Origin of the sequence: Pseudomonas reidholzensis, from assembly GCF_900536025.1 — a bacterium.
Taxonomy (GTDB): Bacteria; Pseudomonadota; Gammaproteobacteria; order Pseudomonadales; family Pseudomonadaceae; genus Aquipseudomonas; species Aquipseudomonas reidholzensis.
This window is the reverse complement of the sequence record NZ_UNOZ01000017.1, coordinates 1-26,466: the sequence shown is the minus strand read 5'-3', so window position 1 is coordinate 26,466 and position 26,466 is coordinate 1. Positions and strand designations below refer to the sequence as shown.

At 66.2% G+C, this 26,466-nt stretch carries 26 protein-coding genes and 1 pseudogene; 8 read left to right on the top strand and 19 right to left on the bottom strand.

Going from position 1 to position 26,466, the window contains the following annotated elements; translation table 11 throughout:
• The first annotated feature begins 163 nt into the window (after window positions 1–163).
• Both CCOS865_RS12425 and CCOS865_RS12420 read left to right on the top strand, forming a co-directional pair.
• Entirely contained in the window at window positions 164–1,018 is an 855-nt protein-coding gene (locus tag CCOS865_RS12425) for an IclR family transcriptional regulator (RefSeq protein ID WP_119141168.1), read from the top strand.
• On the top strand, window positions 1,015–2,769 hold the full coding sequence (locus CCOS865_RS12420) for an FAD-dependent oxidoreductase (protein WP_119141167.1): 1,755 nt from the start codon (window positions 1,015–1,017) through the stop codon (window positions 2,767–2,769). Before CCOS865_RS12425 ends, CCOS865_RS12420 begins: the two co-directional genes overlap by 4 nt.
• A gap of 77 nt (window positions 2,770–2,846) precedes the next feature.
• Here the strand turns inward: CCOS865_RS12420 and CCOS865_RS12415 are convergent, their stop codons facing one another.
• From CCOS865_RS12415 to CCOS865_RS12390, 6 genes are all read right to left on the bottom strand, one after another.
• Window positions 2,847–3,245 (bottom strand): heme-binding protein, encoded by a 399-nt coding sequence (locus CCOS865_RS12415; protein ID WP_119141165.1) that lies wholly within the window; start codon window positions 3,243–3,245, stop codon window positions 2,847–2,849.
• A gap of 2 nt (window positions 3,246–3,247) precedes the next feature.
• A complete protein-coding gene (gene glcF / locus CCOS865_RS12410; RefSeq protein WP_119141163.1) occupies window positions 3,248–4,474 on the bottom strand; it encodes a glycolate oxidase subunit GlcF in 1,227 nt (408 codons plus the stop codon).
• Window positions 4,475–4,483: 9 nt separating this feature from the next.
• Window positions 4,484–5,536, bottom strand: coding sequence for a glycolate oxidase subunit GlcE (gene glcE, locus CCOS865_RS12405; protein ID WP_119141161.1), 1,053 nt, complete (start codon window positions 5,534–5,536; stop codon window positions 4,484–4,486).
• On the bottom strand, window positions 5,536–7,035 hold the full coding sequence (glcD, locus tag CCOS865_RS12400; protein WP_119141623.1) for a glycolate oxidase subunit GlcD: 1,500 nt from the start codon (window positions 7,033–7,035) through the stop codon (window positions 5,536–5,538). Before glcD ends, glcE begins: the two co-directional genes overlap by 1 nt.
• Window positions 7,036–7,201: 166 nt before the next feature.
• The gene (locus CCOS865_RS12395) at window positions 7,202–7,639 is read right to left on the bottom strand and encodes an MAPEG family protein (protein WP_119141159.1); all 438 of its coding nucleotides are present in this window, start codon (window positions 7,637–7,639) and stop codon (window positions 7,202–7,204) included.
• Window positions 7,636–7,947, bottom strand: coding sequence for a DUF2834 domain-containing protein (locus CCOS865_RS12390; RefSeq protein ID WP_119141157.1), 312 nt, complete (start codon window positions 7,945–7,947; stop codon window positions 7,636–7,638). Before CCOS865_RS12390 ends, CCOS865_RS12395 begins: the two co-directional genes overlap by 4 nt.
• Before the next feature lie 109 nt (window positions 7,948–8,056).
• On the opposite strand from CCOS865_RS12390, the gene CCOS865_RS12385 reads away from it, so the two are divergent.
• Both CCOS865_RS12385 and CCOS865_RS12380 read left to right on the top strand, forming a co-directional pair.
• Entirely contained in the window at window positions 8,057–8,884 is an 828-nt protein-coding gene (locus CCOS865_RS12385) for a helix-turn-helix domain-containing protein (protein WP_119141621.1), read from the top strand.
• A 21-nt stretch (window positions 8,885–8,905) separates the two neighbouring features.
• Window positions 8,906–9,817: a LysR family transcriptional regulator gene (locus CCOS865_RS12380; RefSeq protein ID WP_119141155.1), complete on the top strand. Its 912-nt coding sequence runs from the start codon at window positions 8,906–8,908 to the stop codon at window positions 9,815–9,817.
• A 106-nt stretch (window positions 9,818–9,923) separates the two neighbouring features.
• Here the strand turns inward: CCOS865_RS12380 and CCOS865_RS12375 are convergent, their stop codons facing one another.
• The gene (locus CCOS865_RS12375; RefSeq protein WP_119141153.1) at window positions 9,924–10,241 is read right to left on the bottom strand and encodes a DUF2388 domain-containing protein; all 318 of its coding nucleotides are present in this window, start codon (window positions 10,239–10,241) and stop codon (window positions 9,924–9,926) included.
• 310 nt (window positions 10,242–10,551) lie between these two features.
• Between CCOS865_RS12375 and CCOS865_RS12370 the strand changes: the two genes are divergently transcribed.
• The gene (locus tag CCOS865_RS12370) at window positions 10,552–11,526 is read left to right on the top strand and encodes a GlxA family transcriptional regulator (protein WP_244216096.1); all 975 of its coding nucleotides are present in this window, start codon (window positions 10,552–10,554) and stop codon (window positions 11,524–11,526) included.
• 167 nt (window positions 11,527–11,693) lie between these two features.
• On the opposite strand, the gene CCOS865_RS12365 is transcribed toward CCOS865_RS12370, so the two are convergent.
• The 6 genes from CCOS865_RS12365 to CCOS865_RS12340 form a co-directional block, all read right to left on the bottom strand.
• The gene (locus tag CCOS865_RS12365; protein ID WP_119141149.1) at window positions 11,694–12,035 is read right to left on the bottom strand and encodes a RidA family protein; all 342 of its coding nucleotides are present in this window, start codon (window positions 12,033–12,035) and stop codon (window positions 11,694–11,696) included.
• 11 nt (window positions 12,036–12,046) lie between these two features.
• Window positions 12,047–12,397, bottom strand: a complete 351-nt coding sequence (locus CCOS865_RS12360; protein WP_119141147.1) for a cupin domain-containing protein — start codon at window positions 12,395–12,397, stop codon at window positions 12,047–12,049.
• 12 nt (window positions 12,398–12,409) lie between these two features.
• Window positions 12,410–13,795, bottom strand: coding sequence for an MFS transporter (locus tag CCOS865_RS12355; protein ID WP_119141145.1), 1,386 nt, complete (start codon window positions 13,793–13,795; stop codon window positions 12,410–12,412).
• 221 nt (window positions 13,796–14,016) lie between these two features.
• Window positions 14,017–14,787: an NAD(P)-binding domain-containing protein gene (locus CCOS865_RS12350; protein WP_119141143.1), complete on the bottom strand. Its 771-nt coding sequence runs from the start codon at window positions 14,785–14,787 to the stop codon at window positions 14,017–14,019.
• Window positions 14,788–14,797: 10 nt separating this feature from the next.
• Window positions 14,798–16,117 (bottom strand): NAD(P)/FAD-dependent oxidoreductase, encoded by a 1,320-nt coding sequence (locus CCOS865_RS12345; protein WP_119141141.1) that lies wholly within the window; start codon window positions 16,115–16,117, stop codon window positions 14,798–14,800.
• A gap of 232 nt (window positions 16,118–16,349) precedes the next feature.
• Window positions 16,350–16,892, bottom strand: coding sequence for a GNAT family N-acetyltransferase (locus tag CCOS865_RS12340; RefSeq protein WP_119141139.1), 543 nt, complete (start codon window positions 16,890–16,892; stop codon window positions 16,350–16,352).
• 88 nt (window positions 16,893–16,980) lie between these two features.
• On the opposite strand from CCOS865_RS12340, the gene CCOS865_RS12335 reads away from it, so the two are divergent.
• Window positions 16,981–17,610: a glutathione S-transferase family protein gene (locus tag CCOS865_RS12335; protein ID WP_119141137.1), complete on the top strand. Its 630-nt coding sequence runs from the start codon at window positions 16,981–16,983 to the stop codon at window positions 17,608–17,610.
• Window positions 17,611–17,626: 16 nt separating this feature from the next.
• Here the strand turns inward: CCOS865_RS12335 and CCOS865_RS12330 are convergent, their stop codons facing one another.
• From CCOS865_RS12330 to CCOS865_RS28740, 5 genes and pseudogenes are all read right to left on the bottom strand, one after another.
• Window positions 17,627–18,238 carry a cell wall hydrolase gene (locus CCOS865_RS12330; protein ID WP_119141135.1) on the bottom strand — a complete coding sequence of 204 codons (612 nt, stop codon included), beginning with the start codon at window positions 18,236–18,238 and terminating at the stop codon, window positions 17,627–17,629.
• Window positions 18,239–18,286: 48 nt separating this feature from the next.
• On the bottom strand, window positions 18,287–19,204 hold the full coding sequence (locus tag CCOS865_RS12325) for an AEC family transporter (RefSeq protein WP_119141133.1): 918 nt from the start codon (window positions 19,202–19,204) through the stop codon (window positions 18,287–18,289).
• A gap of 379 nt (window positions 19,205–19,583) precedes the next feature.
• On the bottom strand, window positions 19,584–20,453 hold the full coding sequence (locus CCOS865_RS12320; protein ID WP_119141131.1) for a LysR family transcriptional regulator: 870 nt from the start codon (window positions 20,451–20,453) through the stop codon (window positions 19,584–19,586).
• A 129-nt stretch (window positions 20,454–20,582) separates the two neighbouring features.
• Window positions 20,583–21,338 carry a methyl-accepting chemotaxis protein gene (locus tag CCOS865_RS28745; RefSeq protein ID WP_415842727.1) on the bottom strand — a complete coding sequence of 252 codons (756 nt, stop codon included), beginning with the start codon at window positions 21,336–21,338 and terminating at the stop codon, window positions 20,583–20,585.
• Window positions 21,339–21,440: 102 nt separating this feature from the next.
• Window positions 21,441–22,406 (bottom strand): annotated as a pseudogene (locus tag CCOS865_RS28740) (methyl-accepting chemotaxis protein); the annotation flags it as partial.
• Between the two features lie 604 nt (window positions 22,407–23,010).
• On the opposite strand from CCOS865_RS28740, the gene CCOS865_RS12310 reads away from it, so the two are divergent.
• Entirely contained in the window at window positions 23,011–24,330 is a 1,320-nt protein-coding gene (locus CCOS865_RS12310; RefSeq protein ID WP_119141127.1) for a Na+/H+ antiporter family protein, read from the top strand.
• 4 nt (window positions 24,331–24,334) lie between these two features.
• Here CCOS865_RS12310 and CCOS865_RS12305 read toward each other — a convergent pair whose 3' ends face one another.
• Window positions 24,335–25,342, bottom strand: a complete 1,008-nt coding sequence (locus tag CCOS865_RS12305; protein ID WP_119141124.1) for a FecR family protein — start codon at window positions 25,340–25,342, stop codon at window positions 24,335–24,337.
• Between the two features lie 622 nt (window positions 25,343–25,964).
• On the opposite strand from CCOS865_RS12305, the gene CCOS865_RS28200 reads away from it, so the two are divergent.
• Window positions 25,965–26,213: a hypothetical protein gene (locus tag CCOS865_RS28200; protein ID WP_167469055.1), complete on the top strand. Its 249-nt coding sequence runs from the start codon at window positions 25,965–25,967 to the stop codon at window positions 26,211–26,213.
• Window positions 26,214–26,466 lie beyond the last annotated feature (253 nt).

The following is a 26,466-nucleotide window of genomic DNA, read 5'->3' as shown; positions in this document are numbered from 1 at the left end:
GCGTTCGATAACCGCCCCCAACCCGGTTTCGCAGATTGACCAATGGCATTTTCACCCAGCAAACACGGGGTGTTTGACACTGGTGGCAAAACTGGAATAGTTTTCCAGTCATCCGCAAAATCCAAATGCCGAGGGCGCCTTGCGTGCCACGCTGGAGACCGTTATGCCAAGCGCAGTGAGTACTACCGAAGCCACCGTCACAGGGTTGTTGGAGCGTGGCCTGGCCATCCTCGAACTGCTCGCCAGCAGTGCCGAAGGCGTGCCGCTGACCGAGATCTCCGAGGCGTTGCAGATCCCTCGCAGCGCGACCCACCGGTTGCTGAACATCCTCTGTGAAAACGGCTATGCCCGTCAGGAGCAGGAGCGCGGCACCTACGTGCTGACCTCGAAACTACAAGTGCTGGCATTCACCCACCTGGGCGCTGACGGCACCCTCGACGCGGTCCAGCCGGTGCTCAACCGCCTGGCCGCCGAGGTCGGTGAGCTGGTGCGCCTGTCGGTAGTCGACGACGATCGGCTGACCTGGGTAGCCCGTGCCCAAGGGGCCCGGGCCGGGTTGCGCTATGACCCGGACATGGGCAAGGAGGCCAGGCTGTCGTGCTCGGCGAGTGGTTATGCCTGGCTATCGACCATGGACAACGCGCGGGCGTTGGCCCTGGTGGCGCAGCAGGGCCTGGGTAGCGTCGAGGACTACGGCCCCCAGGCGCCGCAAAGCATCGAGGCCTTGTTGCCGCGTATCGAGGCGGCGCGAAGCGTGGGCTACGCGGTGGCCATCCAGACCTTTGCCGACTGGATGGCGGCCATCGCCGTCCCGGTGGTGCATCCGCTCAGTGGCAAGGTGATCGGCGTGGTCAGCGTCGCCGGCCCGGTGTTCCGCCTGTCCGAAGCGCGCTTGCAGCAGATCGCCCCGGCGCTGATCGCGGCGGCCGCGCACATTCAACAACTGATCCCCGGCTCTCCAGCGCTCATGAGCCCGGGGCTCGCGGTAGTCAACGCAGGTCAGGGTGAGCGCGCGTGAGTAACCACAATCAAACCCCTGCACGGCGTCTCGAGTGTGATCTGCTGGTCATCGGCTCTGGCGCATCCGGCCTGGCCGCAGCGGTCACCGCGGCCTCCCAGGGCCTGAAAGTGATCGTGGTGGAAAAACACCCGACCTTCGGCGGTGCCACGGCCTGGTCGGGTGGCTGGCTCTGGGTACCCGGCAACCCGTTGGCCAAACGGGCGGGCATCGATGAAGACCCGCAGCAGCCGCGCACCTACCTCAAGCACGAACTGGGCGATCGCTACGACCCGGAGCGGGTAGAAGCGTTTTTGCAGAACGCGCCACACATGGTGGCATTCTTCGAGCAGCACACCACGCTGCAATGGCTCGACGGCAACGGTATCCCCGACATCCACGGCAATGTCCCTGGCGCTGCTACCCAAGGCCACCAGGTGATCGCCGCGCCCTATGACGCGCGACAGATGGGCGCGCTGATCCACCGTATGCGCAAGACGATGCGCGAGACCTCGTTCCTGGGGATGCCGATCATGGCCGGCGCCGACCTTGGCGCGTTCCTCAGCATGACCCGCTCGCTGAAGTCGTTCATCCATGTCAGCAAGCGCTTCCTGCGTCACCTGCGCGACCTGGCGCTGCATGGCCGGGCGATGCACCTGGTCAACGGTGTGGCGCTGGTGGCGCGGCTGGCCAAGTCGGCGGTCGATCTGGGCGTGACGCTGATCGAGTCGGCGCCGGCGCGCGCGCTGATCATCGACCAGGGCAGGGTGCTCGGGGCGCGGGTCGATAGCCCCGACGGCATCACCGAGATCCATGCGCGCAAGGGCGTGGTGCTGGCAGCGGGCGGCTTCCCCAATGACCTGCAGCGGCGCAAGGCGCTGTTCCCACGTACGCCGGGCGACAATGACCACCTGGCCTTGCCGCCGGTGGAATGCTCGGGTGACGGCATTTCGCTCGGCGAATCGGCCGGCGGCGTGCTCGATGTGCAGGTGGCATCGCCCGCCGCCTGGGCGCCGGTCTCGTTGGTGCGGCATGCCGACGGCAGCACGGGGCACTTCCCGCACATCATCGACCGGGCCAAGCCGGGCCTGATCGGCGTGCTCTCCACCGGCAAGCGTTTCGTCAACGAAGCCGACGGCTATTACGACTACACCGCCGCGATGGTCGCCGCGGCGCCTGAAGGTGAGGAAGTCGCCTCCTGGCTGATCTGCGATCACCGTTTCCAGCGGCGCTTCGGCCTCGGCTATTCGCGGCCGTTCCCCTTGCCGGTGGGGCCGGCGGTGCGCAGCGGCTACCTGCAGCGTGCCGACTCGATCGAAGCATTGGCCCAGGCGTGCGGCATTGATCCGCAGGGGCTGGTGGAGACCGTGCGCAACTTCAATACGCATGCGCGGCTGGGGGAAGACCCTGAGTTCGGCCGCGGCTCGACGCCCTACAACCGCAAGCAGGGTGACCCGCTCATTACTGAGGGCAACCCCAACGTCGCACCGATCGAGCACGGGCCGTTCTATGCGGTCAAGGTGCGCCCGGGCAGCTTCGGCACCTTCGCCGGCCTCAAGACCAACGGCCACGCGCAGGTGCTGGATGCGCGCGGTGCGGCCATCGCCGGGCTGTATGCGGTGGGCACCGACATGGCCAGCGTGATGGGCGGCTTGTACCCCTCAGGCGGCATCAACCTCGGGCCGGCCATGACCTTCGGCTACATCGCCGGGCTGCACGCGGCGGGTGTGGGGGATGCAACGTCAGCGCGTGCGGCCGCCCTTACCGAATAAGTCGAACGGCGACGAGAAACCTGTCAGTCGCGTTTCTCTGTCTGCCCTGGGGCCGCAAGCCGGCCCCAGGGTTCATGTCACAACGCGGCGGCCCCGGCCTTGGCCACCTGCGCATCCTGTTCGGGCTTTACCCCGGACACCCCAATCGCCGCCACCACGTGCCCGTCCACCCGCACTGGCACGCCGCCCTCCAGGCTGGTCAGCAAGGGCGCGGTGACGAACGCGGTGCGCCCGCCATTGACCATCTGCTCGTAGTCGCGGGTTTCGCGTCGGCCCAGCGCCGCGCTGCGGGCCTTTTCCACGGCGATGTAGGCACTGGCCGGGGCGCAGCCGTCCATGCGCTCCAGGGCCAGCGGGTGGCCGCCGTCGTCGACCACCGCGATGGTCACGTTCCATTGCTGCGCCTGGGCTTCCTGGCGGGCGGCGGCGATCAGGCGGGCGACTTCAGCCTGGCCCAGTACCGGTTTGCTGTGCATGTTCAGAGCTCCTGATTGAGGGCCGCGTCGACGATCTCGATCCAGTGCCGCACCGGGGTGCGTCCGGCGCCGTCGAGGTGGGTCTGGCAGCCGATATTGGCGGTGGCGATGACCTGCGGCTTGCCGCTCTCCAGGGCATTCAGGCGATTGTCGCGCAGTTGCCGCGACAGTGCCGGCTGGGTCAGTGAATAGGTACCGGCCGAGCCGCAGCACAGATGGCCGTCCGGCACCGGCGTCAGGGTGAAGCCTAGCCGAACCAGCAGCGCTTCGACCGCGCCGCCCAGCTTCAGCGCGTGCTGCAAGGTGCACGGGCAATGAAAGGCCAGGCGCTGCTCGGCGCACAGGCCGAGCTGTTCCACCGGTTCGTCGCGCAGGACTTCGACCAGGTCGCGGGCGAGGGCGCTGACCCGCGCCGCCTTGGCGGCATAGCTCGGGTCTTTTTCCAGCAGGTGGCCGTACTCGTGGACGAAGGCGCCACAGCCGCTGGCGGTCACGACCAGCGCCTCGGCACCGGCCTCGATCGCCGGCCACCAGGCGTCGATATTGTGTCGGGCGCGCTGCAAACCCTGCTCCTGGGCGTTCAGGTGGTAGTCCACCGCACCGCAGCAGCCCGCCTGGCGCACCGCCTCGACGCTGATCCCCAGGCGGTCGAGCAGGCGCGCGGCGGCGGCGTTGGTGTTGGGCGACAGCGCCGGTTGCACGCAGCCTTCGAGCAGCAACACCCGGCGGGTATGGCGCGGTGCCGGGCGCTGGCCGGGGTCGGCGACCCGCGCTGGCAGCTTGGCCTTGAGGCCGGCGGGCAGCAGCGGCCGCAACACCTGGCCGGTGCGGGTCAGGGCCTTGAACAGGGCCGGATGCGGGACCACCGCGCGCAGCCCCTCACGCAGCAAGCGCTGGCCGAGCGGGCGCGGTACCTGCTGATCGACCACGGCGCGGCCGATGTCCAGCAGGTCGTGGTACTTGACCCCCGAGGGGCAGGTCGTTTCGCAGTTGCGGCAGGTCAGGCAGCGGTCCAGGTGCAGCTGGGTGCTGGCGGTCACGGGCTCGCCTTCGAGCACCTGCTTGATCAGGTAGATGCGCCCGCGCGGCCCGTCGAGTTCGTCGCCGAGCAGTTGATAGGTGGGGCAGGTGGCGGTGCAGAAGCCGCAGTGCACGCAGGAGCGCAGGATGCTTTCGGCCTCTTCGGCGCGGGCCAGGTGTCGTGCGGATTCGCTCAGGTGGGTTTGCATGGCATGGCCTCACACGTCCGGGTACAGGCGGCCAGGGTTGAAGATGCCCTGGGGGTCGAGCTGGCGCTTGAGCGCCTGGTGATAGCGCAACAGTGCCGATGGCAGCGGCGCGGTGCTGTCATCGCCCAGTGCATAGCCGGTGGCATGGCCGCCGACCTCGGCCAGCCGTGCGCGGATCTGTGCCGCCGGTGCCGACGACTTCAACCAGCGCTGGGCGCCGCCCCAGTCGATCAGCTGGTGCCCGGGCAGGTCCAGTTCGCCGCAGGCGTTGGGTACGGACAGCCGCCACAGCGGCGCTTGACCTTCAAAAAAGGCCAGGCGCTGCTCGCGCAGGTCGTGCCAGAACTGGCTGTCCAGCGGTTCGCCGCCGAGGCGCTGGCGGGCCGACTGCACCGAGCCTTCGCCACCTTCCAGGCGCAGATGAAGTGCCTCGCCGTCGTGGCACGCGGCGCTGATCGGCAGCGGCTGCTGGCCCCATTCGGCCAACTCGGCCAAGGCCTGCCGAGCGCTCATCGGCAGCCGCAGGCTCAGGCACTGGCGCGGCCGTGGCAGGACCTTCAGCGACACTTCGGTGAGCAGCCCGAGGCAGCCAAAGCTGCCTGCCATCAGCCGCGAGAGGTCATAGCCGGCGACGTTTTTCATCACCTCGCCGCCGAACCGCAACAGCTTGCCGTGGCCGGTGATCAGCCGGGTGCCGAGCACATAGTCGCGCACCGAACCGGCCCATGGGCGGCGCGGCCCGGACAACCCGGCGGCGACCATGCCGCCGAGGGTGGCCTGCGGGCCCAGGTGCGGCGGTTCGCAGGGCAGCATCTGCCCCGCTTCGTGCAACACCGCCTCCAGGGTCGCCAGCGGGGTGCCGGCGCGTGCGGTGATGACCAGCTCGGTCGGGTCGTAGCTGACAATGCCGCAATGGCCGCGGGTGTCGACGATCTCGCCGATCACCGGACGGCCAAGCATGCGCTTGCTGTCGCCGCCTTGAATACGCAGCGCGGTGCCCGAAGCGAGCGCCTGATTGACCTGCGCGAGCAGGTCCTGGGCGATGTCGCGGTCCATGCTCATCAGAAACGCTCCAGGTCAGGAAACGGCAGTTGGCCGTGGTGCACGTGCAGCGCGCCGAATTCGGCGCAGCGGTGCAGGGTGGGGATGTTCTTGCCAGGGTTGAGCAGGCCTTGCGGGTCGAAGGCGGCCTTGATGGCATGGAACAGGGTGATTTCGTCGCTGTTGAACTGCGCGCACATCTGGTTGATCTTCTCGCGGCCGACGCCGTGCTCGCCGGTGATGCTGCCGCCGACCGCCACGCACAGTTCGAGGATCTTGCCGCCGATCAGCTCGGCGCGCTCCAGCTCGCCGGGCAGGTTGGCGTCGAACAGGATCAGCGGGTGCATGTTGCCGTCACCGGCATGAAACACGTTGGCCACCCGCAACCCGTGCTCGGCAGACAACGCGGCGATGCCCTTGAGCACCCGCGGCAGCTCGCGGCGGGGGATGGTGCCGTCCATGCAGTAGTAGTCCGGCGAGATTCGCCCCACGGCCGGGAAGGCATTCTTGCGCCCGGCCCAGAAGCGCACGCGCTCGGCCTCGTCGCAGGCCAGCCGCACTTCGCTGGCGCCAGCCTGCTCGAGCACCGCCTGGACCCGCTCGCAGTCATCCTGCACATCGGCCTCGACGCCATCCAGCTCGCACAGCAGGATCGCCGCCGCTTCCACTGGGTATCCGGCATGGATGAAGTCCTCAGCGGCGCGGATGGCGAGGTTGTCCATCATCTCCAGGCCACCGGGGATAATCCCCGCCGCGATGATCTCGGCCACTGCCCGGCCGGCGTCCTCGACGCTGTCGAAGCTGGCCAGCAGCACCCGTGCCACCTGCGGCTTGGGCAGCAGCTTGACGGTGACTTCGGTGATGATGCCGAGCATGCCCTCGGAGCCGGTAAACAGTGCCAGCAGGTCGAAGCCTGGGCTGTCCAGCGCGTCGCTGCCCAGGGTCAGGCGTTCACCTTCGACGGTGAGGATCTCCACCTTGAGCAGGTTGTGCACGGTCAGGCCGTACTTCAGGCAGTGCACGCCCCCGGCGTTTTCGGCGACATTGCCGCCGATCGTGCAGGCGATCTGCGACGACGGGTCGGGTGCGTAGTACATGCCGTACGGGGCGGCGGCCTGGGAGATCGCCAGGTTGCGCACGCCGGGCTGGACGCGGGCATAGCGCCCCTGCGGGTTGACCTCGAGGATCTGGTTGAAGCGCGCCATCACCAGCAGGATGCCCTTGCTCAGGGGCAGCGCGCCGCCGGACAGGCCAGTGCCGGCGCCCCGCGCGACCACCGGCACGCCACGCTGGTGGCAGAGCTTGAGCAACCCCTGGACCTGCTCCAGGCGCTCGGGCAGCACCACCAGCAGCGGCACGGTGCGGTAGGCCGAGAGGCCATCGCATTCATAGGGCCTGAGGTCTTCGTCGCGGTGCAGGATCTCGAGGTCCGGCAGGGCCGTGCGCAGCGCCACCAGCAGCTCGGCCTGGTCAATGGCGGGCAGCGGGCCGTCGACGCGTTCGTCGTAGAGGATGTTCATCAGGCTCACTCGCGGGAATCATTGTCGTTGTTGTCCGGGCCGGCGAGGGCCCGATTCCGGCAAACCGTTCACCCCTTCAGACTGGTCGCGAAACCCGCCCGAGTCCAGCCCAACGCTCAATCACGATCTTTGTAGGCGCGGGTTTACCCGCGAAGGGCCGGACGTTTCACCCCCCAACCCCCTGCAGTATCCCGCCAGTCAGCAGCCCCGCCATGCCGAGCAGGCAAGCAAGCCCCGCCGCATACGCCAGTGTCCTCCACGGCTGCCAAGCACGCAGATACGCCACACTGTGCAGCACCCGCGCCAGGGTGAAGCCGCCGCACAGCCACACCGTCGCCGCCCCCGGCGTCTGCACCGCCACGCACAGCCCGCCCAAAGCGAAGAACAGCGGAATGTTCTCCAGATCATTGGCCCACGCCTGCGCCGCGCGCTGCACCTGGGGCAACTCCTGCACACCCGCCTGGCGGCCGAACACCGCCGCATCCTCAGGGTTGACGAAGGCCAGCTGGCGCAGGCGGTAAAAGCCCTGGTAGCACGACAGCGCGAGCATCTTCACGAACAGCACCAGCACGCAACTGGCATAGGCGACCAGCACGCTGTTCATGCCCGCCGCCTGGCAAAGCCCTCGACCACCAGGTAGAGCAGCGGGCCCAGCGACACGAACAGCGCCGTAAGCGCCCAGTACGGCACGACCGAGTAGGCTGATCGGCCCTTGCGCCGGGCATCGCGGTACATCCAGACGCACGCCAGCAGGGCCATCAGGTACAGGTCGATCAGCACCTGCAGGGTGTCTGGGCGCGAGGCCAGTTCCAGGCCGAACATGAGCAGCGACTGCGACGCGATGGTCATGCTCCAGACGGTATAGGCGGTGAATGCCAGCAGGCAGGCGAGGGCGAGCCAAGGTTTGTTCATCGGGGCCTCCAGGGATGATCGGTCGAGGCAAATTAATGCTATGGTCGGCGCGCGTGCAATGACCTCCCAGGTCATCGACGCCCCTCGCACGGACTGCCAGGCTCGCCTCATGCACACCCCACATTTCCATCGCACCACCCCGCACACCTCGGCCGGCTTGCCGTTGCGCCAATTGCGCCGCCAGGCGGGGCTCAGCCAATTGCAGCTGGCGATGCTGGCCGGCATCTCCCAGCGCCACCTGAGCTGCATCGAGACCGGCCGGGCCAAGCCTGGGCCGGGCACCCTGCATGCCTTGCTGATGGTGTTGGAGACCCCGCTGGAGCAGTGCAACGAGGTCTTTCTGGCGGCCGGCCTGGCGCCGCGCTACGCGGCGACGGACCTCGACGCGCCGGCGCTGGAAGCGGTGCGCCTGGCCATCGATCACTTGCTGCAGGCCAACAACCCGGCACCGGCCATCGTCATCGATGGGCAGTGGGATGTACGCGCGGCAAACGGCGCGACGGCGGCGTTGTTTGCGTTGATAGGGTTGCCCGTCAATGGCCTTGCGGGGCTTAACCTGCTGGACACCCTGCTCGAGCCCGGCGGGTTGGGCGAGCACCTGGTCAATGCCGGCGAAGTCAGGGCCGTGGCCTGGCGCCGGGCTAGTCAGGAGGCGCTGGGCAATCCTGGCCTGGCCGAGCGGCTGGGTGCGCTGCCACCACTATCGGACCCGGCCGCGCCCACCACCGGCATGCCGCCGTTGCTCTTGACCCGTATCGCCTCGGCGCAGGGTGAGCTGAGCTTCATGTCGACCTTCACCACCTTTGGCATGCCGCTCGACATCACCGTCGCCTCGCTGCGCATCGAGCACCTGATCCCTGCTGATGCGCACACCTGGCAGGTCATGACCGAGGCCTGGCAGCGGTTGAGCGCTTCAGCTTCCTGCAGCGTTGTTTGAACCGATGAGGAAGACTGCTTGATGAAAAAACGGGTGCGCATGGACGATCTGGAGGTGTTCGTCGCCACGGTCGAGGCCGGCAGTTTTTCTGCGGCGGCCCGGCAACTGGACATTTCCCCGGCGTTGGCCAGTGGCGCTGTACTGCGCTTGGAAGCCAGCCTGAGTATCCGCTTGTTCGTGCGTTCGACGCGCAAGCTGCGGCTGTCGGAGGATGGCCAGCGCTACCTGCCGCATGCACGGCAGGTGCTGGATGCGCTCAGCGAGGGTGAAATGGCCCTGGCGCAAGGGCGTGAAGAAATAGCCGGGCCGCTGTGCCTGTCGATGCCCTCCGACCTGGGCCGCAACTTGCTGCTGCCGTGGCTGATCGAGTTCCAGGCCGCTCACCCGCGGATCGAACTGCAACTGCGCCTGAGTGACCAGATCGCCGATTTTTTCAGTGATCGCCTGGATGCCGGTATCCGTTACGGGCAACTGGCCGACTCGAGCCTGGTGTCACTGCCGCTGGTACCGGACAACCGCCGCATCCTCTGCGCCGCACCGGCCTACATCGCGCTGCATGGCGCGCCGAGCACGCCGGAGGAGCTGGTACGGCACAATTGCCTGCGCTATGTGATGGGCGAATTGACCCACGAGCGCTGGACCTTCCATACCCCGCAGGGGGTCAAGGCGGTGGTGGTGGCGGGGGACCGCACCAGTGACGATGCCGACGTAGTGCGGCGCTGGGGCGTGGCGGGGCTGGGGGTGGTGTACAAGTCGCAGCTGGATGTGCGCGATGACCTGCGGGCGGGGCGTCTGGTCGAGTTGTTCCCCAGGGCGTGGGGGCAGCCGACGCCGTTGCAACTGGTGTGCGCGCATCGGCAATCGTTGACGCCGGTGGTGCAGCAGTTGCGGGCGTTTCTGCTCGAGCGGTTTGCGGGGATGACCGCCGATTGAGGGTGTGACAGTGATGGCCCCATCGCGGGCAAGCCCGCTCCTACAAGGTTGACGCGTAAGAACCCTGTAGGAGCGGGCTTGCCCGCGATGGGGCCGACGGACGCAATTAGTTGTCTGCCAGCGGGTCATCCTGCGACAGAATCGCCCGGGCCAGCTCTTCATCACTTACCTGCAGGCCAGGATTGCCCTTGCGTGCCTGCTCGAGCGCGGACTCCACGTAAGCCCCACGGATAGCACCGCCGCTGGCGACGAACGCGGACAACTCGTCACGGGCAGGGATGATCCGTTTGTCATCCTTGAAGGTCGAGTACAGCGAGGCGGAGACACCGGCCGAGGTGGCGACATCACCCGCATCGACACGGGCCAAGGCAGAGCCGGCAGGTATCATGAGCATCAGCGAAGAAACGATAAGCAAACGACGCATGGCGAAACCTCCAAGAGGGTGAAGCCCAGGGGGAAAGTCTGCATGATGGTAAGAGCGCTGCGCAGGGCGGGTAGTTCCCTCGACGTTGTTGCCTGGGCTGACTATTGCGCAGCCGTTGGCTTATCTTTGTCCAGAATCTGCTATTTCATGTGATTACTATGATATTTCGGACGTAGCCGGCGCCTTACAATGGGGCTGTCCCGTTCCCCGAGTGGATGCGTTCATGGTCTCGATAACAACAATAGAGGCATCGCCCATTGCCCCTGTGGCAGCCCCCGTCAAACCCGAACTGCGCGTCGGCTTTGTCCTGATGAACCAGTTCACCCTGGTGCCGGTCGCCGGCCTGGTCGACTCGCTGCGCTTCGCCGCCGACAAATCGTTTCGCAGCCAGCAAGTGCTTTGCCAATGGGACTGGATGACCCTCGACGACCTGCCGATCACCGCCAGTTGCGGCATGCCGATCTCGCCGACCAAGCCGCTCAACCTGTGGGCGCAGTACGATTACATCGTGCTGGCCGGCGGCCTGCTGAGCGAGACGCGCAACCCGCCCGACTGGTTGCTCGAAGGGCTGCGCGACGTGCATGCGGCGAATATCCCGATCATCGCCCTGTGTTCGGCCTCGTTCGTGCTGGGCAAGGCGGGCCTGCTCGATGGTCGGCGGTGCGCGGTGCACTTCACCTTGCGCGACGAGTTCAAGGAGCGCTTCGCCCAGGCCACCATGGTCATCGACAAGAGCTACGTCGATGACCGCGGCATCATCACCTGCCCGGGCGGCACCGCGATCGACCTCGCGGCCAACCTGATCCGCCGCCATTGCGGCGCGGTGCGGGCGCAGAAGGGCCTGGAGTACCTGCTGGTGGATGAGCCGGAGGAGGAGGCCGGCCAGGCGGCGGCCAGCGACAGCGTGTATCAGAATGACCGCGTGCAGCGGGCGATCGCCTTCATGCGGGCCAACCTCGATGCGTCGTTGACGCTCAAGGCGGTGGCGGAAGCGGTGGGCACCCACCCTCGGCAATTGCACCGGGAGTTTGTCGCCAACACCCAGGAGCCGCCGGCCAACTACTGGCGCAAGTTGCGCCTGGACCATGCGCGGCGGTTGCTGGTGAACACCAGCCAGAACATCACCACGATTGCCTTGGCGTGTGGGTTTTCCGATGCGTCGCACTTCATTCTGTGGTTTCGCAAGCAGTATGGCGAGACGCCGTACAGCTTCCGCAAACGTCGGCATGAGGTGGAGCGTTTTGATTGGCATGGGGATCGGGTGGGGCTCGATCCCGAGTTGTAGCCACTATTTTTGGGGCCGCTCCGCAGCCCTTTCCGACCGGTCCGGCGCCCCGGCGAGGCCGCTCCCACAAGTACAGCGCATGCCTTGAAAGCGATGCCATCCTGTGGGAGCGGCCTTGCCGGGGCGCCGGACCGGTCGGAAAGGGCTGCAAAGCAGCCCCAGCAGTCTCAAATTTGCCCGAAGGCCTGGATCTCGATGAGGTACTCAGGCGCCGCCAACGCCGCCCCGACACACGCCCGCACCGGCGGCTGCGCACCCACCCAGGCGTCATACACCGCATTCATCGCGGCAAACTCGCCCATGTCAGCCAGCCAGATCTGCACCCGGGTAATGTTCTCCTTGCCCGCACCGACCTGCGCCAGCCAGCTTTCCAGCTGTGCCAGCACACAGCGCGTCTGCGCGGCGATATCCCCGTACGGCGCCAACGCCACGATCCCTGAGGTTTCGAGGCGCCCGCCAACCAGCACCATCTGGCTGGCCCGGGCCCCCGGATTGATCCGTTCGATCATCACGCCACTCCCTAGAACAGTACGTAAGTCTTGCGCAGGGTTTCGCGGATATCCCACACCCCCTCGCAATTCTCCGGAAACAGCACCGCATCACCCGCGCGCAGTTCAACCGGCTCACCGCCCTCCGGGGTGAAGATGCACCAGCCACTGACGATATGGCTGAACTCGCGGTTCTTCAGGTGGCGACGGAACACGCCCGGACTGCTTTCCCAGACGCCGATGCTGGCACCGACGGCCTCATCGGTCTGGTCCTGGGCCGTGGCGGCCTGGGCAATCGGCTCACCGAGCGGCAGCTTGGCGGGGGCTGCCGCGCCCAAGGGCGATGCGGCAGCATTACGGACAACGGTCAGTACTTGGCTCATGAATGGTTTCCTTCAGGCTTTGCGAGCAGTGGAGGGGGCTGCAGGGCTACGCTCGGTACGCGCCGGGGCGTTGCCCAGCGAGGCAGCCTGCTGCAGGTCGAGCTGGCTGGTTTCAGGTGCCAGCCACCAGGAGATCAGCGCGCCGAACAGCGAAATCAACGCGGCGGCGAACATGGTGTTGGCGGTGCCCAGCGACACCAGCGAAATCGGCACCAGGTAGGTCCCCACTGCCGCCCCGATACGCGACAGCGAGGTCGCCAGGCCGACCGCCGAAGCGCGGATTTCAGTCGGGAACAGCTCGTTGGGGTAGACGTATTCCAGTACCTGGGCTCCGCCGATGAACACCGCATAGGCGCCGAACAGCAACAGCACCGTGGTCGGCGAGGCGTCTGGGTTGAGGCCCAGCAGCACCAGCGCCAGGCCTGACCAGAGGAAGCTGTGGATGAGCATCTTGCGCCGGCCCATGCGGTTGATCAGCTTGGTCGCGAAGAGGCAGCCCAGGGTGAACAGGAAGGTGATCGCGATCGAGCCATAGCTGGCCCAGTCGCCGGTCAGCTTGAGCGCGGTCAGCACTTTCGGCGCGAAGGCGTAGATGGCGAACAGCGGCACGATGGCGCAGGTCCAGAACAGCGTGACGAAGGCCATGCGCTTGCCATAGCCGGAGTGGAACAGCGACCACACCGACACGTGCTGGTCGCTGCTCGGCTCGGGCAGGTCGGCAATCGAGTAGTCCGGCCCGTAGACCTTCTTGATCACCGCGTCGGCTTCGGCACGTCGACCTTTGCTGAGCAACCAGCGAGGTGACTCCGGGGTGCCGCTGCGGGCAATCAGGAACAACGCCCCCGGCACCACCGCACTCGCCAGCACCCAGCGCCAGCCGTCGTCACCCGCCACCCGCAGGAGTATCTCGCCGACCAGGTAGGCGATCGCCGCACCGGCAAACCACATCAGCACCATTGCCGCCAGCAGTGGCCCACGCTGCTTGCGCGGGAGGAACTCGGCCAGCAGCGAAGTGGCGATGGGGTAGTCGGCGCCGACCGCGATGCCGATCAGCAAGCGCCAGACAAACAGCAGCCAGGCCGACTCGACCCAGAACTGCGCCACGGAAAAGCCGATGATCGCGATCAGGTCGACCAGGTAGAGCACCTTGCGCCCGTACTTGTCGGTGAACCAGCCACCGAGAAAACCACCGAGAAACACGCCGATCAGCGCCGAGGCAGCGATCAGGCCTTCCCACAGGGCGGACAGCTGCAGGGCACCGCTGATCTGCATCATCACCACACCGATGATGCTCAGCACATAGCCGTCGAGGAAGGGGCCGCCAGCGGAATACACCGTCAGTTTGCGGTGGAAGGCATTGAGCGGTGCATCTTCGACGGAGCGTCGGGATACGGACATTAGAGACTCCTGTTGTTGTTATTGCGCACGCGTCGGGCGTGTCTGGCCGGCACTATCGCACCGGCTCCGAGAGCGGCCATATAACGGCTGGGACGAGTCATGGGACGTATGGTTGGAGGTTGTCGGGGCAGGGGTGCAGCCCTGTTGCGGCACAAGGCCGCTGCCACACGCGCGGTACCTGCGCGTATGGCAGCGGCCTTGTAAGAGGGCGCAGCGTGGGGTCAGCGGGAGCGCGTCAGCAGCCCATCCAGCACGACTTCGCAGGCTGCGCCCCAGGTGGCGCTGACCGGCTGGTGCGTGAGCACGGCCAAGCCATCGGCGGTGAACGTGCCGGGGGTGGCAATCGCCTCGCCGAGTGCCTTGAGGGTGTGTTCGGGCTGCTCGCGGGCGCTGCTCAGGCAGTCCTGCAGGTTGCCCAGCACCAGTGCTCGGGCCTGGTCGGCGGGCAGGCCTTTGTCGCTGAGCCATTGTTGCAGGTCATGCAGCAGGAAGTAGAACCAGCCGTTCATGCAGGCGGCCACGGTCGCCAGTTCGAACGCCGCTTCGTCCTCGATCACCACCAGGTTGCCCAGCGCGCCGAGCGCTTGCTCGGTGAGCGGGTCGGACGGGCAGACCACCACGGTGGACTGGTTGTACTGCGCGGCATACGACAGCATCACCCGTACACACTGCGCCCCGGCAAACGCGCCGGCCAGTTGCTCGAGGTTGATGCCGGCGGCCAGCGACAGCAGATGCTGGCCGGGGCGCAGCTGCACCTGGGCGGCCAGTTCGCCGAGCGACGCGGGGCGCACCCCGAGCAGCACCAGATCGGCGCCGTCGACCACCGCCTGGTTGTCGGCCATGACCTGGCAGGCATGTTCCCGGGCGAGCCGTTCGGCGCGCTCGGCATTACGTGGAGAGAGCAGGATGGCGCCGCTGAAGCCACTGCGGCGCAAACCCTGCACGACTTTTTCGGTCAGCTCGCCGACCCCGAGGATACCCAGGCTGTGCATGGCGCCTCCTTCAGCTTTCGAGGCCAGCGCGACGCTGGCCCCAGTGCAGGTTCAGGTTGACCCCCAGGCTCAGCAGCGGCTCCGGCGGGTTGCGGTTCGGCCCATCAGCGCCGAGCAGGAAGTCGATCAGTTCGTCCCGCTCACCGACCAGCCAGTCGGCCAGCAGGGTGCCGGTGGCGGTGCCGCGGGTGATGCCCAGGCCATTGCAGCACAGCGCTGCATGGATGTTCGGCGCCAGGCTGCCGAAGTGCGACTGGTGATTGCGCGACAGGCACATCGAGCCACCCCAGGTGTACGCAAAGGGCGTGCCGGCCAGCATCGGAAAGCGCCGCTCGAACGCCTCGCGGTGCTGGCGCCCGGCGCGCTGCAGGTGGCGCTGGCTGGCCTGGCCATTGGCGTTGAAGCTGAAGCTGTTGCGCACCAGCAGGCGCTGGTCGGGCGTGCGCCGCAGGGTGCTGCCGAACGGGTCGGCGGGGATGATGCCCCAGGTCGACTTGCCGCCCAGGCGCGCCTGTTCGTCCTCGCTTAGCGGGCGGGTCATGCTGGCGTAGGTGAAGATCGGCAGCAGCCGGCCGGTCAGGAACCCGAAGTACGAGGCGAAGGCGTTGTTGGTCAGCAGCAACTGGTCGGCGACGATCTCGCCTGCGGCGTGCTTGAGGGTGACCTTGGCGCCTTGTTCGAGCGCGGTGATCACTGTGTTCTCATACAAGGTGACGTTGCTCGGCAGGCTTTCGGCCAGGCCCTTGGCCAAGGCGGCCGGTTGCAGCAGCAGGGTGCCGGGGGTGTACAGCGCCTTGCGGTAGAAGCCGGTGCCGACGTTCGCCGGCAGGTCACGGGTGTCGATCATCTGGTACGGCTGGTCGAGTTTTTCCAGGCCGGCGCGGTACGCCTCCAGCACTGCCAGGCCTTTGTCTTCGACCGCCGCCTGGTACTTGCCATCGGCGCGCAGTTGGCAGTCGATGTTGTGCTCGGCGATCAACCGCGTGAGGATTGCCTGGGCGCGCAGATTGAGCTTGAGGTTCATCCGCGCGGTGGGCAGGTCGCCGATATAGTCGGCAGCGCCGATGTCATGGGGCAGGTCGATGGCAAACCCCGAGTTGCGCCCCGAGGCGCCAAAGCCGACCTGCTGTGCCTCGACCAGGATCACCTCGTCGTTGGGGTGATGCAAGGCCAGTTGGCGGGCGGCGGCAAGCCCGGTGAACCCCGCGCCGAGCACCACCCAGCGCGCCTCGCTCCGCCCCCGGTGCGCAGCGCCTGGCTGGCGCTTCGGGCTGAGGTGGAACCAGCCGCAACCGTTGTCGTCCGCGGGGGTAGAGGTGTTTCTGTACATGGGGAGGTTGTCCGTGTTGTTTTGCTCACTATCGCATTGGTGTGAGGCTGGAGATATAACGGGCGGGACGGGGAGTGGGAGGTTTTGGCGGTGTGGGGGCGGGGACTGGACTGTGTTGGGGCTGGAATGCGCATGTCACCGGCTTCTCTAGCGCCCTTGCGATCGAGCGCCGCGCGGGCGGCGCTCGATCTCGAGGGCGCTAGAGAAGCCTGTGACATGCGCCTCGATGCCTTTAGCCCCTCTGCACAGGCGCGCGCCGGTACAGCAGCCCCGGCGTGGTCGGATCAATCTCTCTGGGGGTCTCGCCAACCTTGCTGAACCCCACACGCTCTGCCAGCCGCTGGCTGGCGCTGTTGTCCAAGGCAGTGGTGAGCCAAACCGGCACCTCCAGCGCATCGAGCAACATCTCCAAAGCCTCGCGCATCAGGCCTTGCCCGGCGAACCCCTGGCTGACCCAATAGCCGACCTCATACTCGCCATCCCTCGGGGTCAGGCCGACACAGCCGATCACCGCATCCCCTTGCGGGGTCAGCACGAAAAAGCGCTTTTCCCCGGTGGGCGCGAGGAAGTCGATCTGGCTCTTGTCCAGGCTTTGGCGGATGTCATCCAGTGTCCAGTCGGGCTTGGCCCAGACCAGAAAAGGCTGGTGCAAAGCGTAGCTGCTCGACAACGCCTGGTGCACCTGAGGTGCCAGCGCAGCATCGGGGCGGGTCACACGCAGGCGGGCGCTATCAAGGGTCTCGGGCAATTCAGGGTAGGGCGTTAACACGGGCATGGAGCCTCCTTGCTCGGGGTGGTTGGCGACGCGATCGGGCTCGTGATCTACTGGCCCGTGGTCATTCAACGGAATATGAAGGTCAACCATGTCTGAATACAAGCTGCACTGCTTCGCCGAATCCGGAAACGCCTACAAGGTCGCGCTGATGCTCGAACTGACCGGGCAGGACTGGCAGCCGCTGTTCGTCGATTTCTTCCATGGCCAGACCCGCGGCGACGCCTGGCGCAGCGAGGTCAACGAGCAAGGCGAAGTCCCTGTGCTGGAGCATGGCGGCAATACGCTCACCCAGTCGGCATTGATCCTCGAATACCTCGCCCAGCAGACCGGCCAGTTCGGCCCGCAGAGCGAAGCAGAGCGCCGCGAGAGCTGGCGCTGGATGCTGTTTGATAACCACAAGTTCACCAGCTACTACGCGACCCTGCGGTTTCTCTACGGCCTGAAGAAAACCGGCGAGACCGACGTCACCACGTTCTTCCGTGAGCGTGCTACGGCGGCGTACCGGGTAGTCGACCAGCACTTGAGCCAGACACCGTTCATGATCGGCGGGCGGTTGACCATTGCCGACCTGTCGTTGGCCGGCTATGTGTTCATGCCGGAGGACACGGGCATGCAACTGGCCGACTTCACCCACATCGAGGCGTGGAAAGCGCGAATCCAGGCTACGCCGGGGTGGAAGCATCCCTACGAGTTGATGCCCAGAGGTCCGGCGGCCTGAGTGAGCGGATACCCATTCAGCGCGCCAGTGCCTGGTTAGGCTTGTAGAACAGGAACAGCCTGGTTTCCGCCGTCTTGCGATAGGCCTTGGCCCAATCCGGGTGCACCGTGCGGTCGTGAAAGTACAGCGCACCGTGGGTAGGGTCCTTGAGCTGCTGGTTGAGCGCCTTGCGGGCGATTTCCTTGGCAACGTCGTAGCGGTCCTTTTCCTCGACCTGGTCGGAGCGCCCGTCACACCACCAGGAAAACTGGCAGCTCTTGCTCTCGACGCCTTGCTTGACCACCCCACAAATCGTGTCGGGGAAGCCGTCGTTACCCAGCCGGTTGATCACCACGCTGGCCACCGCGCTCATGTCCTGGGCGTCGGCCTGCTTGGCCTCCCAGTAGATGGTCCGCGCCAGGCAGGTGATGCTGTCGTCCATCGGCGATTGGCCCGCCGGGTCGACGGCCTTGACCTCGCTGGGGGTGAGCGTCTCGCTCTTTTTCGGCGGCGGCGCCTCGTCGACGACCTTTTCCTCGAGGGCTTCGGCCTTGTCTTCGGCGACGGCGGCCTGGGCGCTGTCGGCGGCATGGAGGGGGCCTGCGAGCAGGGTCAGGGCCAAGCAGAACACCATCCACGATAGGCGCATGGTCGAGCTTCCGAAATGTGAGCTGAAGCTCAGTCTAGCTGGCGGAATTCAACTCAGCGTCAGGCTCAGCATCAAGGGCAGGGTCAACGCCGCGGCGACGGTCTGCAAGGCGATGATCGTGGCCATCAAAGGCGCATTGCCGCCCATCTGCCGGGCCATGACATACGACGAGGAGGCCGTGGGCAGGGCCTGGAACAACACCGCCACCACCGCCGCCTGGCCACTCAAACCGAGCAGCCGGCACAGGCCCCAGGCCGCCACCGGCATGACCAGGAACTTGAACAGCGACGCCGCCAGCAACGGCCGTACCTGCTGGCCGAGACGCGCACCCCCCAGGGCCGCGCCCACGCACAACAGGCCAAGGGGCAGGGCGGCCTGGCCGAGCGCCTTGATCGTCGGCTCCAGCCCCGCCGGCAAGCCGAGGCCGCTGACCCGCAGCAACAGCCCGCCGGCGCAGCCGATGATCAACGGGTTGGCGAAGATCGCCTTGAGGACGGTCAATGGCGAACTGTGACGGGCGCTGAAGCGGGCGAACACCAGCACGCAGAGCAGGTTCACCAGCGGCACGATGGCGGCGTTGGCCACCGCCGCCAAGGCGATCCCGGCACTGCCATAGAGGCCGGCGGCCAAGGTCGCGCCAATGTAGTTGTTGAAGCGCACGCCGCCCTGGAACACCGAGGTGAAGTCCGCGCCGTCGTGGTTCACCGCGCCCTGATAGAGCACCAGCAGCACCGCGCCGAGCAGGGTCGAGAGCATCAGCACCGCGACCATCCCGAGCACGGGTACACCGTCGAGGTTGGCCGTGGCCAGGCCGTGCAGGAACAGCGACGGCAGCAGCACGTAGTAGCTCAGGCGCTCGGCGCCAGGCCAGAAGCTTTCAGCCAGAAAGCCGCGGACCCGTAGCCAGGTACCGAGGGCAATCAACAGGATGATCGGCACCAGCGTGGTCAGCAGCAAGTCAAGCATGGGAGAGGTTCCGTGGTCGGGTACCGGTGCAGACTACAGCGGCGATTCAGCAGAAAAAAACGTTGTTTTCTGCATTCACCGTTGAGAAAAACTGCATTGATGCGGGGCCATCCTTTTTCAAGGTGTTTTGAAATTGCGCTTGGCGTGAGCTCGCCGGGGCCGCTGCGCGCCCCTTTCGCGACACAAGGCCGCTCCCACATGGACGGCGCCAGGCAGCCACTGTCGCGCTTGGAACAGAAACTGTCTGGCCCAATTTCTGACAGTTGACGCAATCCCTGTGGGAGCGGCCTTGTGTCGCGAAAGGGGCGCGCAGCGGCCCCGGCGAGCTCGAGGCAAGAATAAAGCCAGGGAAAATGCGAGGACCTCGAAGGGCTGCTACTCAGTGCGAAGCATCCAGTGCGGTCTTGAGCACCGCACTCAGGTGCCGACGCTGGCTCTTCTCATGCTCCAGCAGCACCATCGTGCGCCGCAGCTGTGGCTCGCCGAACGGCAAGCGGGTGGCCGGCGGCAGGCGCTCCAGGTCATCGTCGGCAATCGGAATGATCGCCACGCCCAAGCCCATCGCCGCCATCCGCGCCAATGCCTCCTGGCTGTCCAGCTCCATCTGCTCGGTGACGTGCAAATGCTGGCGGCGCAGCTCCTGTTCGATCTGCCGGCCCGCCCAGGCGCGCTTGTCGAAGCGCAGGAACGGCTGGCTGGCGAGCAATTGCGCCACGCTCTGTCCGGCCAGTTCGGGGCTGGCGATGGCCCAGAAACGGTCCTCGAACAGTGCGCTATAGCTCAGGCACTGCGGATAGGGGCTCACGGGTTCGGTGGTGATCGCCGCATCCAGCTCGCCGTCCTCGACCCGTCGGGCGAGCTCTGCCGACATCCCCGAAACAACGCTGATGTGCAGGTGCGGGTGGTGCGTCTTGATCCACAGCAGCGCTTTGGGCAGGCGCCGGGCCAGCACCGTATGGATCGCGCCGATGCGCAGGCGGCCGCGCAGGCTCGGGCCGCTGGCCAAGGTGTCGGCCAGTTCGTCATAGGCACTGAGAATGCTCTCGGCACGGGCCACCGCCAGTTGCCCGGCCTCGCTCAATACCACCTGGCGCCGGCTGCGATCGAACAGCTCGACCTGAAGCTCGCGTTCCAGCGTCTTGATGTGCAGGCTGACGGCCGAAGGGGTGAGGCTGAGCAGGTCGGCGGCGCGGGCAAAGGTGCCATGGCGGGCAATGGTCACCAGGGTGCGCAGGGCTTTGAGGGACACGCGGGCGAGCTCCGGGGCGGCGGCAGGATTATGCCTGGCATTCTCTGCGCCGGGCGCTTGCGCGGCAAGCCCCGTGGGCGCTTCCCTGCGCCCACCGCCGCCCCGTGAGGCCGCCCTGGCAACCCTGATTCAGACGCGGAACTGGTCCATCAGCCCCTGCTGCTGGTTGGCCAAACTGTTGAGCGACTGGCTGACCCGCGCCGACTCGGTGGCCTGGCCGGACAACGACTCGGTGACATCGCGAATGGTCGCGACGTTGCTGTTGATCTCCTCGGCCACGGCGCTCTGCTCTTCGGCCGCCGAGGCGATCTGCAGGTTCATGTCGCTGATCACCGTCACCGCCTGGCCGATCCGCTGCAGAGCGGTGACGGCCTGGCCGACCTGTTCGACGCCGCCTTGGGCCTGGCGGTGGCTGCTGTCCATGGCGCCGACTACTTCGCGGGTGCCGGCCTGCAGTGACTCGATCACCTGACGGGTTTCTTCCACCGACTCCTGGGTGCGCCGCGCGAGGTTGCGCACTTCATCGGCGACCACCGCAAAACCGCGCCCGGCCTCGCCGGCACGCGCCGCTTCAATGGCAGCGTTAAGCGCCAAGAGGTTGGTCTGTTCGGCGATCGAGCGGATCACTTCGAGCACCGAGCCAATCTTCTCGCTGTTCTGCGCCAGGCCTTCGACCTGGGCCATGGTGTCGCTCATGTTGGCGGCCAGGGCGTCGATGCTGTCGGTGGTGCGGCTGATCACCGCCAGGCCCTCGCGGGTGGCCTGGTCAGCCTCGCGCGCGGCGTGTGCGGCTTGCGCGGCGCTGCGTGCGACGTCCTGGGCGGTGGCGCTCATCTCGTGCGAGGCGGTGGCCACCTGATCGACCTGACGGTACTGCTGCTCCATGCCGGCGCTGGTCTGGCTGGCGATCGCGGCAGACTGGTCGGCGGTGCCGCGCGCGGCCTGCACCGAGCGTTTGACCTCGGCGATGGTTGGCTGCAGCTTGTCCAGGAAGCGGTTGAACCAGCCGGCCAGCTCGCCCAGCTCATCGCGCTTGTCGTACTGCAGGCGGCGGGTCAAGTCGCCTTCGCCGCTGGCGATGTCCTGCAGCATGGCAGCCACGCCAAGGATCGGCCGGGTCACGCCGCGCGCCATCAGCCAGACCAGCAGCAGCCCGGCGATGGCCGCCGCCAGGCCCAGGCCGAGTTCGAGCAGGGTGCCGCTGGTGTTGAGCGCGTCGAGCTCGACCTTGAGTGCTTCGGCCGGGCCGGTCAGGGCGTTTTCCGGCACGTCGAGCAGCACGCCCCACGGCTTGGCATCGGGGATCGGGGTAAAGGCGGCGAGCACTTTCAGGCGTTGCTCGGCGTGCACCACCTGCAGCTTGCCCTCGGCCAGCGTGCGCACCAGCTCCGCGCCCTGGGCCGGGTCGACCCGCTCCAGGCGCTCGGCCAGCTTGCTCGGATCGGCGCTGTAGCCGGCGAGCAGGCCCACCGGGCTGATGATGCCGACCGTGGTGCGGCCTTCGTAGAGGCTGCGGCTGGCGTCCTGGCTGAGCGCCTGCAGGCTGTTGAGGTTGATGTCGATGGACAGGGTGGCGATCACCTTGCCCTTGACCGACAGCGGGAAGACGATGCTGGTCATCAGGACCTGCTGGCCGTCGATGGCATAGAAGTACGGCTCGACCACGCAGACCTTGCCGGTGCTGCGCGGGCACACCCACCAGGTGTTGGCGGGCTGGCCGCTGGGGCCGAGTTCGGTGTTGGCCATGTCGTGCTCGGGCAGGGCCATGGCGGTCAGCTGGCCGGCCCGCGGCTGGGACCAGTACAAGGCGAAGCGACCTTTTTCGTTGCTGCCCAGTGCCTCCTGGCCGTCGAACAGGCTGTCCTTGCCGTCCAGGGCGTCAGGCTCGAACACCAGCGACAGGCCCAGCAGGTCGGGGTTGGCCTGCAGCGCGCTGCGCACCTGCTGGGTCATGTCTTCGCGCAGATCATAGGCATCCAGAAAGCGCTTTTCTGCCTGCTCGCGCAGGAACAGCACCTGGCGGGCAAAGCCGGCGCCGTACTGATAAGCGTCCATGAACTGGCGGCGGATGTTCAGCGCCTGGACTTCACCTTGCGACTCGATGCGTGCCTGGGCCGAATCGGAGAGCATCTTCATGCTGCTCGCCTTGACCAGGTCGGAGCTGTGGTCCATGCGGTACAGCGAAAGGCCGACCAGCAAGGTGACGATGCTGGCCAGGCACAAGCCGGCGAGCAGGGTGATCTTCCACTGGATGGACAGTTGGCGCAGAGGCATTGGGGAGCATCCGTTGTAATAGGTCTGCAGCCTGTATCGGCGTTGTACGATTTTTCTTTATTCAAACGTTCAATTTAAAGCGCTGGGCTTTTTGCGCTAACATCGGCCGGCTGACGGGCGTGCATCCCGCGTTCCAGCCTAGTCTGGCCAATTTGACATCTGCCTACCCGCCCTTCAGAGTGTGCGCCCTTCATAACAACACCCCTGGGTCCGGCCACTGCCACCGCGCAGCCTGTCGCCGGCACCGTCGCTTTTTGTCTGTCGTAACGAGGTAAACCAGACCATGAATGCAGTCATTGCCGCGGTCGGCATCATGCTGATATTGAGCTTGTCCCGCGTGCATGTGGTGATCGCCCTGATCGTTGGCGCCCTGACCGGCGGCCTGGTCGGCGGCTTGGGCATCGAAGGCACACTGAAGGCCTTCAATGGCGGCCTTGGCGGCGGCGCCACCGTGGCACTGTCGTACGCGCTGCTCGGCGCCTTTGCCGTGGCCATCGCCAAATCCGGCCTGGCCCACGCGCTGGCCGATCGCGCCCTGGCGATGATCGACCGGCAAGGGCACGCCGACGGCGGCAAGCTCAAGTGGCTGCTGATCGGCCTGATGCTGGTGGTGGCGGTGTCGTCGCAGAACATCCTGCCGATCCATATCGCCTTTATCCCGCTGCTGGTGCCGCCCCTGTTATATGTGCTGACGCGCCTGCGTATCGACCGCCGGCTGATCGCCTGTGTGATCACCTTTGGCCTGATCACGCCGTACATCTTCCTGCCTGTCGGTTTCGGCAACATCTTCCTCAACCAGATCCTGCTGGCCAACGTCAGCCGCGCCGGGGTCGATGTCAGTGCCGTCAACGTCACCCACGCCATGGCCCTGCCAGCGGCGGGCATGCTTGCCGGTTTGCTGGTGGCGGTGTTCTTCAGCTACCGCAAGAAGCGTGACTACGACCTGGCGCGCATCGAGCAGGTCGAGCAGGTGAGCGTCAGCTACAACCCGCTGACGCTGCTGGTGGCCGGGCTGGCGATCGGCGCCGCGTTCATCGTCCAGCTGTGGCTGGACTCGATGATCATCGGCGCCATGGTCGGCTTTCTGATCTTCTCGCTGTCAGGCATCGTCCGCTGGAAAGACACCGACGACCTGTTCACCGAAGGCATGAAGATGATGGCCATGATCGGCTTCATCATGATTGCCGCGTCCGGCTTTGCCGACGTGATGAAGGCCACCGGCGAGGTCAACAGCCTGGTCGAAACCTCGGCGCAGTGGATCGACCACAGCAAGGGCATCGGTGCCTTGCTGATGTTGCTGGTAGGTTTGCTGGTGACCATGGGCATCGGCTCGTCGTTCTCGACGGTGCCGATCCTCGCGGCGATCTTCGTGCCGCTGTGCGTGCAGCTGGGCTTCGACCCTCTGGCCACCGTGTGCATCGTCGGCACCGCCGGCGCGTTGGGCGATGCCGGCTCGCCGGCGTCGGACTCGACCCTCGGGCCGACGTCGGGGCTCAATGTGGATGGCCAGCATCACCATATCTGGGACACCGTGGTGCCGACCTTCATCCACTACAACCTGCCGCTGCTGGCGTTCGGTTGGGTCGCGGCGATGGTGCTCTGAGGCGTCAGCCCTTGTGGGTGAGCGGGGTGATGCGGTTGAGGACGGTGCTGCCGTCCTTGCTGCGGGTCAGGTAGATCGGCAGCACCTTGGGCAGGTTGTCGATCATGCGCCGCACCTCACGGGTGTTGTACACGCCGCTGACGCGGATCGCGCCGGTGCTTTCATCGGCCAGCAACAGTGGCTTGTCCAGGTAGCGGTTGATCACCGGCAGCGCCTGCGACAGGCTGAGGTTGTCCAGTACCAGCCTGCCATCGCGCCAGGCCAGGCTGTTGTCGGTGTCGTCGCTCTGGCGCAGGGTCGGCTCGAAATCGCCGCTGTGGTAGGCCGCCTGCATGCCTGGGCCAAGGCGATAGCCGCCGTCGCTGCCATGGCTGCTGACCAGCACCGAGCCTTCGACCAAGGTCACCTTGACCTGGTCGTTGTACTTCCAGACGTTGAACTGAGTGCCGGTGACCCGGGTCTGGCCCAGGCCTGCGCGGACGATGAACGGGTGGCTGCTGTCGTGGGTGACCTTGAAAAACGCCTCGCCCTTGCTCAGGGTGACCTGGCGCTGGTCCTTGTAGTTGAGAAAGCGCAGGTCGGTGTGGAGGTTGAGCTCGACCACGCTGCCGTCGCTCAGTTGCACCTGGCGCACCTGGTCGCTGGCCTCGAAATGCTGGTAGTGGTTGGGCAACCAGGCTTGTTCCCAGCCGATCCAGCCGGCCAGCGGCAGCACCAGCAGGGCGATCGCCGCGGCCGACGCCAGCGGTTGCCAGTTGCGCCGGACCGGCTGGTGCTGCGGTTGAGGCGTGAAGGCGATAACGTCGGCGTTGCGCGGCAGCAGGTCGGCGGTTTGCCAGATGTCGCGCATCGCCCGGTATTCGTCGAGGTGCCGGGGATCGGCCGCCAGCCACTGGTCGAAGGCCTCGCGCTCAGCCGCCGTGCAGTCATCGGCGTGCAGGCGCATGCACCAGTGCGCCGCGGCGTCGGTGATGGCATCTTCTTCAGTGGGGGTGAGACGGTCGTGGTTCATTGCGGCTCCCGGTTTTGCGCATTCTACCCCTGCCAAGGGGCTGCCGAGAACCGAGATAATGGCGAATGACTATCAGATGCGCGATTTTTCGTCGGGTTTCTGCTCGGATCGTGCAGATTGCAAGGTGTCGGGCAGGCCTTGATGCCGGGTCAGTCTAGAAGCTGGGGCCGTTGTTCGGTGTAGATGCGTCGGGTTTTTTGGGTGCTTATCCGTTTGATGTGGTGGCGCTTATGGCCCCTTCCGCCCTTACGGCGGGTCACTTTTTTTCTTGGAAAAAAGTAACCAAAAACCGCTGGCTCCCACATCCGGCCCTCCGCTGCGCTGCGGGTTCCCTCACTCCGGCCTTGCTCCCGCGTGGACCGGGCTGTACGGGCCTTCCTGGCCCGCAGCCCTTGCCGGCCATCCATGGCCGTCACCTCGCTCCGCAAGACCTCCGTTCGGCCTCCTGAGGTCGCCAAGTTAGGGGTGGCGCCTGGGCTGGCGTTATCTTCGATAGTGGCAATGGTGGTGGATAGCTTGGCCTCTTCGCGGGTAAACCCGCTCCCACAGGGGCCGTGGTGGCCTTACGGTCAGCAGAGAACCTGTGGGAGCGGGTTTACCCGCGAAGAGGCCGGGACTGCCAATGCAAATTCTGGCGCTGACGCGCTGTACCGCCCTTATAAACAAGCGAGAGCGCAGCGATTCGCCAGCCGGTGCCCTGGCCCTTGATCTGGCCCTTGATCTGGCCCTTGATCTGGCCCTTGATCTGGCCCTTGATCTGGCCCTTGATCTGGCCCTTGATCTGGCCCTTGATCTGGCCCTTGATCTGGCTTGTGATCTTGATCTACCGCGACTTCAGGAGGCCGAACGGAGGTCTTGCGAAGCGAGGTGACGGCCAGGAAGGCCGGCAAGGGCTGCGGGCCAGGAAGGCCCGTACAGCCCGGTCCTCGCGGGAGCAAGGCCGGAGTGAGGGAACCCGTAGCGCAGCGACGGGCCGGATGCAGGAGCAAGCGGTTTTTTGTTACTTTTTTTCAAAGAAAAAAAGGGACCCGCCGTAAGGGCGGAAGGGGCCATAAGCGCCTCCACATCAAACGGATAAGCCCCAAAAAGGCCAACGCCCAACGCATCTACACCGAACCCACGCA

What these genes read in the sequence shown, in the direction of transcription:
- CCOS865_RS12425 (WP_119141168.1), top strand. Translation starts at nt 164, where the DNA reads ATGCCAAGCGCAGTGAGTACTACCGAAGCCACCGTCACAGGGTTGTTG.
- CCOS865_RS12415 (WP_119141165.1), bottom strand. Translation starts at nt 3,245, where the DNA reads ATGCACAGCAAACCGGTACTGGGCCAGGCTGAAGTCGCCCGCCTGATC.
- glcF (WP_119141163.1), bottom strand. Translation starts at nt 4,474, where the DNA reads ATGCAAACCCACCTGAGCGAATCCGCACGACACCTGGCCCGCGCCGAA.
- glcE (WP_119141161.1), bottom strand. Translation starts at nt 5,536, where the DNA reads ATGAGCATGGACCGCGACATCGCCCAGGACCTGCTCGCGCAGGTCAAT.
- glcD (WP_119141623.1), bottom strand. Translation starts at nt 7,035, where the DNA reads ATGAACATCCTCTACGACGAACGCGTCGACGGCCCGCTGCCCGCCATT.
- CCOS865_RS12395 (WP_119141159.1), bottom strand. Translation starts at nt 7,639, where the DNA reads ATGAACAGCGTGCTGGTCGCCTATGCCAGTTGCGTGCTGGTGCTGTTC.
- CCOS865_RS12390 (WP_119141157.1), bottom strand. Translation starts at nt 7,947, where the DNA reads ATGAACAAACCTTGGCTCGCCCTCGCCTGCCTGCTGGCATTCACCGCC.
- CCOS865_RS12385 (WP_119141621.1), top strand. Translation starts at nt 8,057, where the DNA reads ATGCACACCCCACATTTCCATCGCACCACCCCGCACACCTCGGCCGGC.
- CCOS865_RS12380 (WP_119141155.1), top strand. Translation starts at nt 8,906, where the DNA reads ATGAAAAAACGGGTGCGCATGGACGATCTGGAGGTGTTCGTCGCCACG.
- CCOS865_RS12375 (WP_119141153.1), bottom strand. Translation starts at nt 10,241, where the DNA reads ATGCGTCGTTTGCTTATCGTTTCTTCGCTGATGCTCATGATACCTGCC.
- CCOS865_RS12370 (WP_244216096.1), top strand. Translation starts at nt 10,552, where the DNA reads ATGAACCAGTTCACCCTGGTGCCGGTCGCCGGCCTGGTCGACTCGCTG.
- CCOS865_RS12365 (WP_119141149.1), bottom strand. Translation starts at nt 12,035, where the DNA reads ATGATCGAACGGATCAATCCGGGGGCCCGGGCCAGCCAGATGGTGCTG.
- CCOS865_RS12360 (WP_119141147.1), bottom strand. Translation starts at nt 12,397, where the DNA reads ATGAGCCAAGTACTGACCGTTGTCCGTAATGCTGCCGCATCGCCCTTG.
- CCOS865_RS12355 (WP_119141145.1), bottom strand. Translation starts at nt 13,795, where the DNA reads ATGTCCGTATCCCGACGCTCCGTCGAAGATGCACCGCTCAATGCCTTC.
- CCOS865_RS12350 (WP_119141143.1), bottom strand. Translation starts at nt 14,787, where the DNA reads ATGCACAGCCTGGGTATCCTCGGGGTCGGCGAGCTGACCGAAAAAGTC.
- CCOS865_RS12345 (WP_119141141.1), bottom strand. Translation starts at nt 16,117, where the DNA reads ATGTACAGAAACACCTCTACCCCCGCGGACGACAACGGTTGCGGCTGG.
- CCOS865_RS12340 (WP_119141139.1), bottom strand. Translation starts at nt 16,892, where the DNA reads ATGCCCGTGTTAACGCCCTACCCTGAATTGCCCGAGACCCTTGATAGC.
- CCOS865_RS12335 (WP_119141137.1), top strand. Translation starts at nt 16,981, where the DNA reads ATGTCTGAATACAAGCTGCACTGCTTCGCCGAATCCGGAAACGCCTAC.
- CCOS865_RS12330 (WP_119141135.1), bottom strand. Translation starts at nt 18,238, where the DNA reads ATGCGCCTATCGTGGATGGTGTTCTGCTTGGCCCTGACCCTGCTCGCA.
- CCOS865_RS12325 (WP_119141133.1), bottom strand. Translation starts at nt 19,204, where the DNA reads ATGCTTGACTTGCTGCTGACCACGCTGGTGCCGATCATCCTGTTGATT.
- CCOS865_RS28745 (WP_415842727.1), bottom strand. Translation starts at nt 21,338, where the DNA reads ATGGAGCAGCAGTACCGTCAGGTCGATCAGGTGGCCACCGCCTCGCAC.
- CCOS865_RS12310 (WP_119141127.1), top strand. Translation starts at nt 23,011, where the DNA reads ATGAATGCAGTCATTGCCGCGGTCGGCATCATGCTGATATTGAGCTTG.
- CCOS865_RS12305 (WP_119141124.1), bottom strand. Translation starts at nt 25,342, where the DNA reads ATGAACCACGACCGTCTCACCCCCACTGAAGAAGATGCCATCACCGAC.
- CCOS865_RS28200 (WP_167469055.1), top strand. Translation starts at nt 25,965, where the DNA reads ATGCAAATTCTGGCGCTGACGCGCTGTACCGCCCTTATAAACAAGCGA.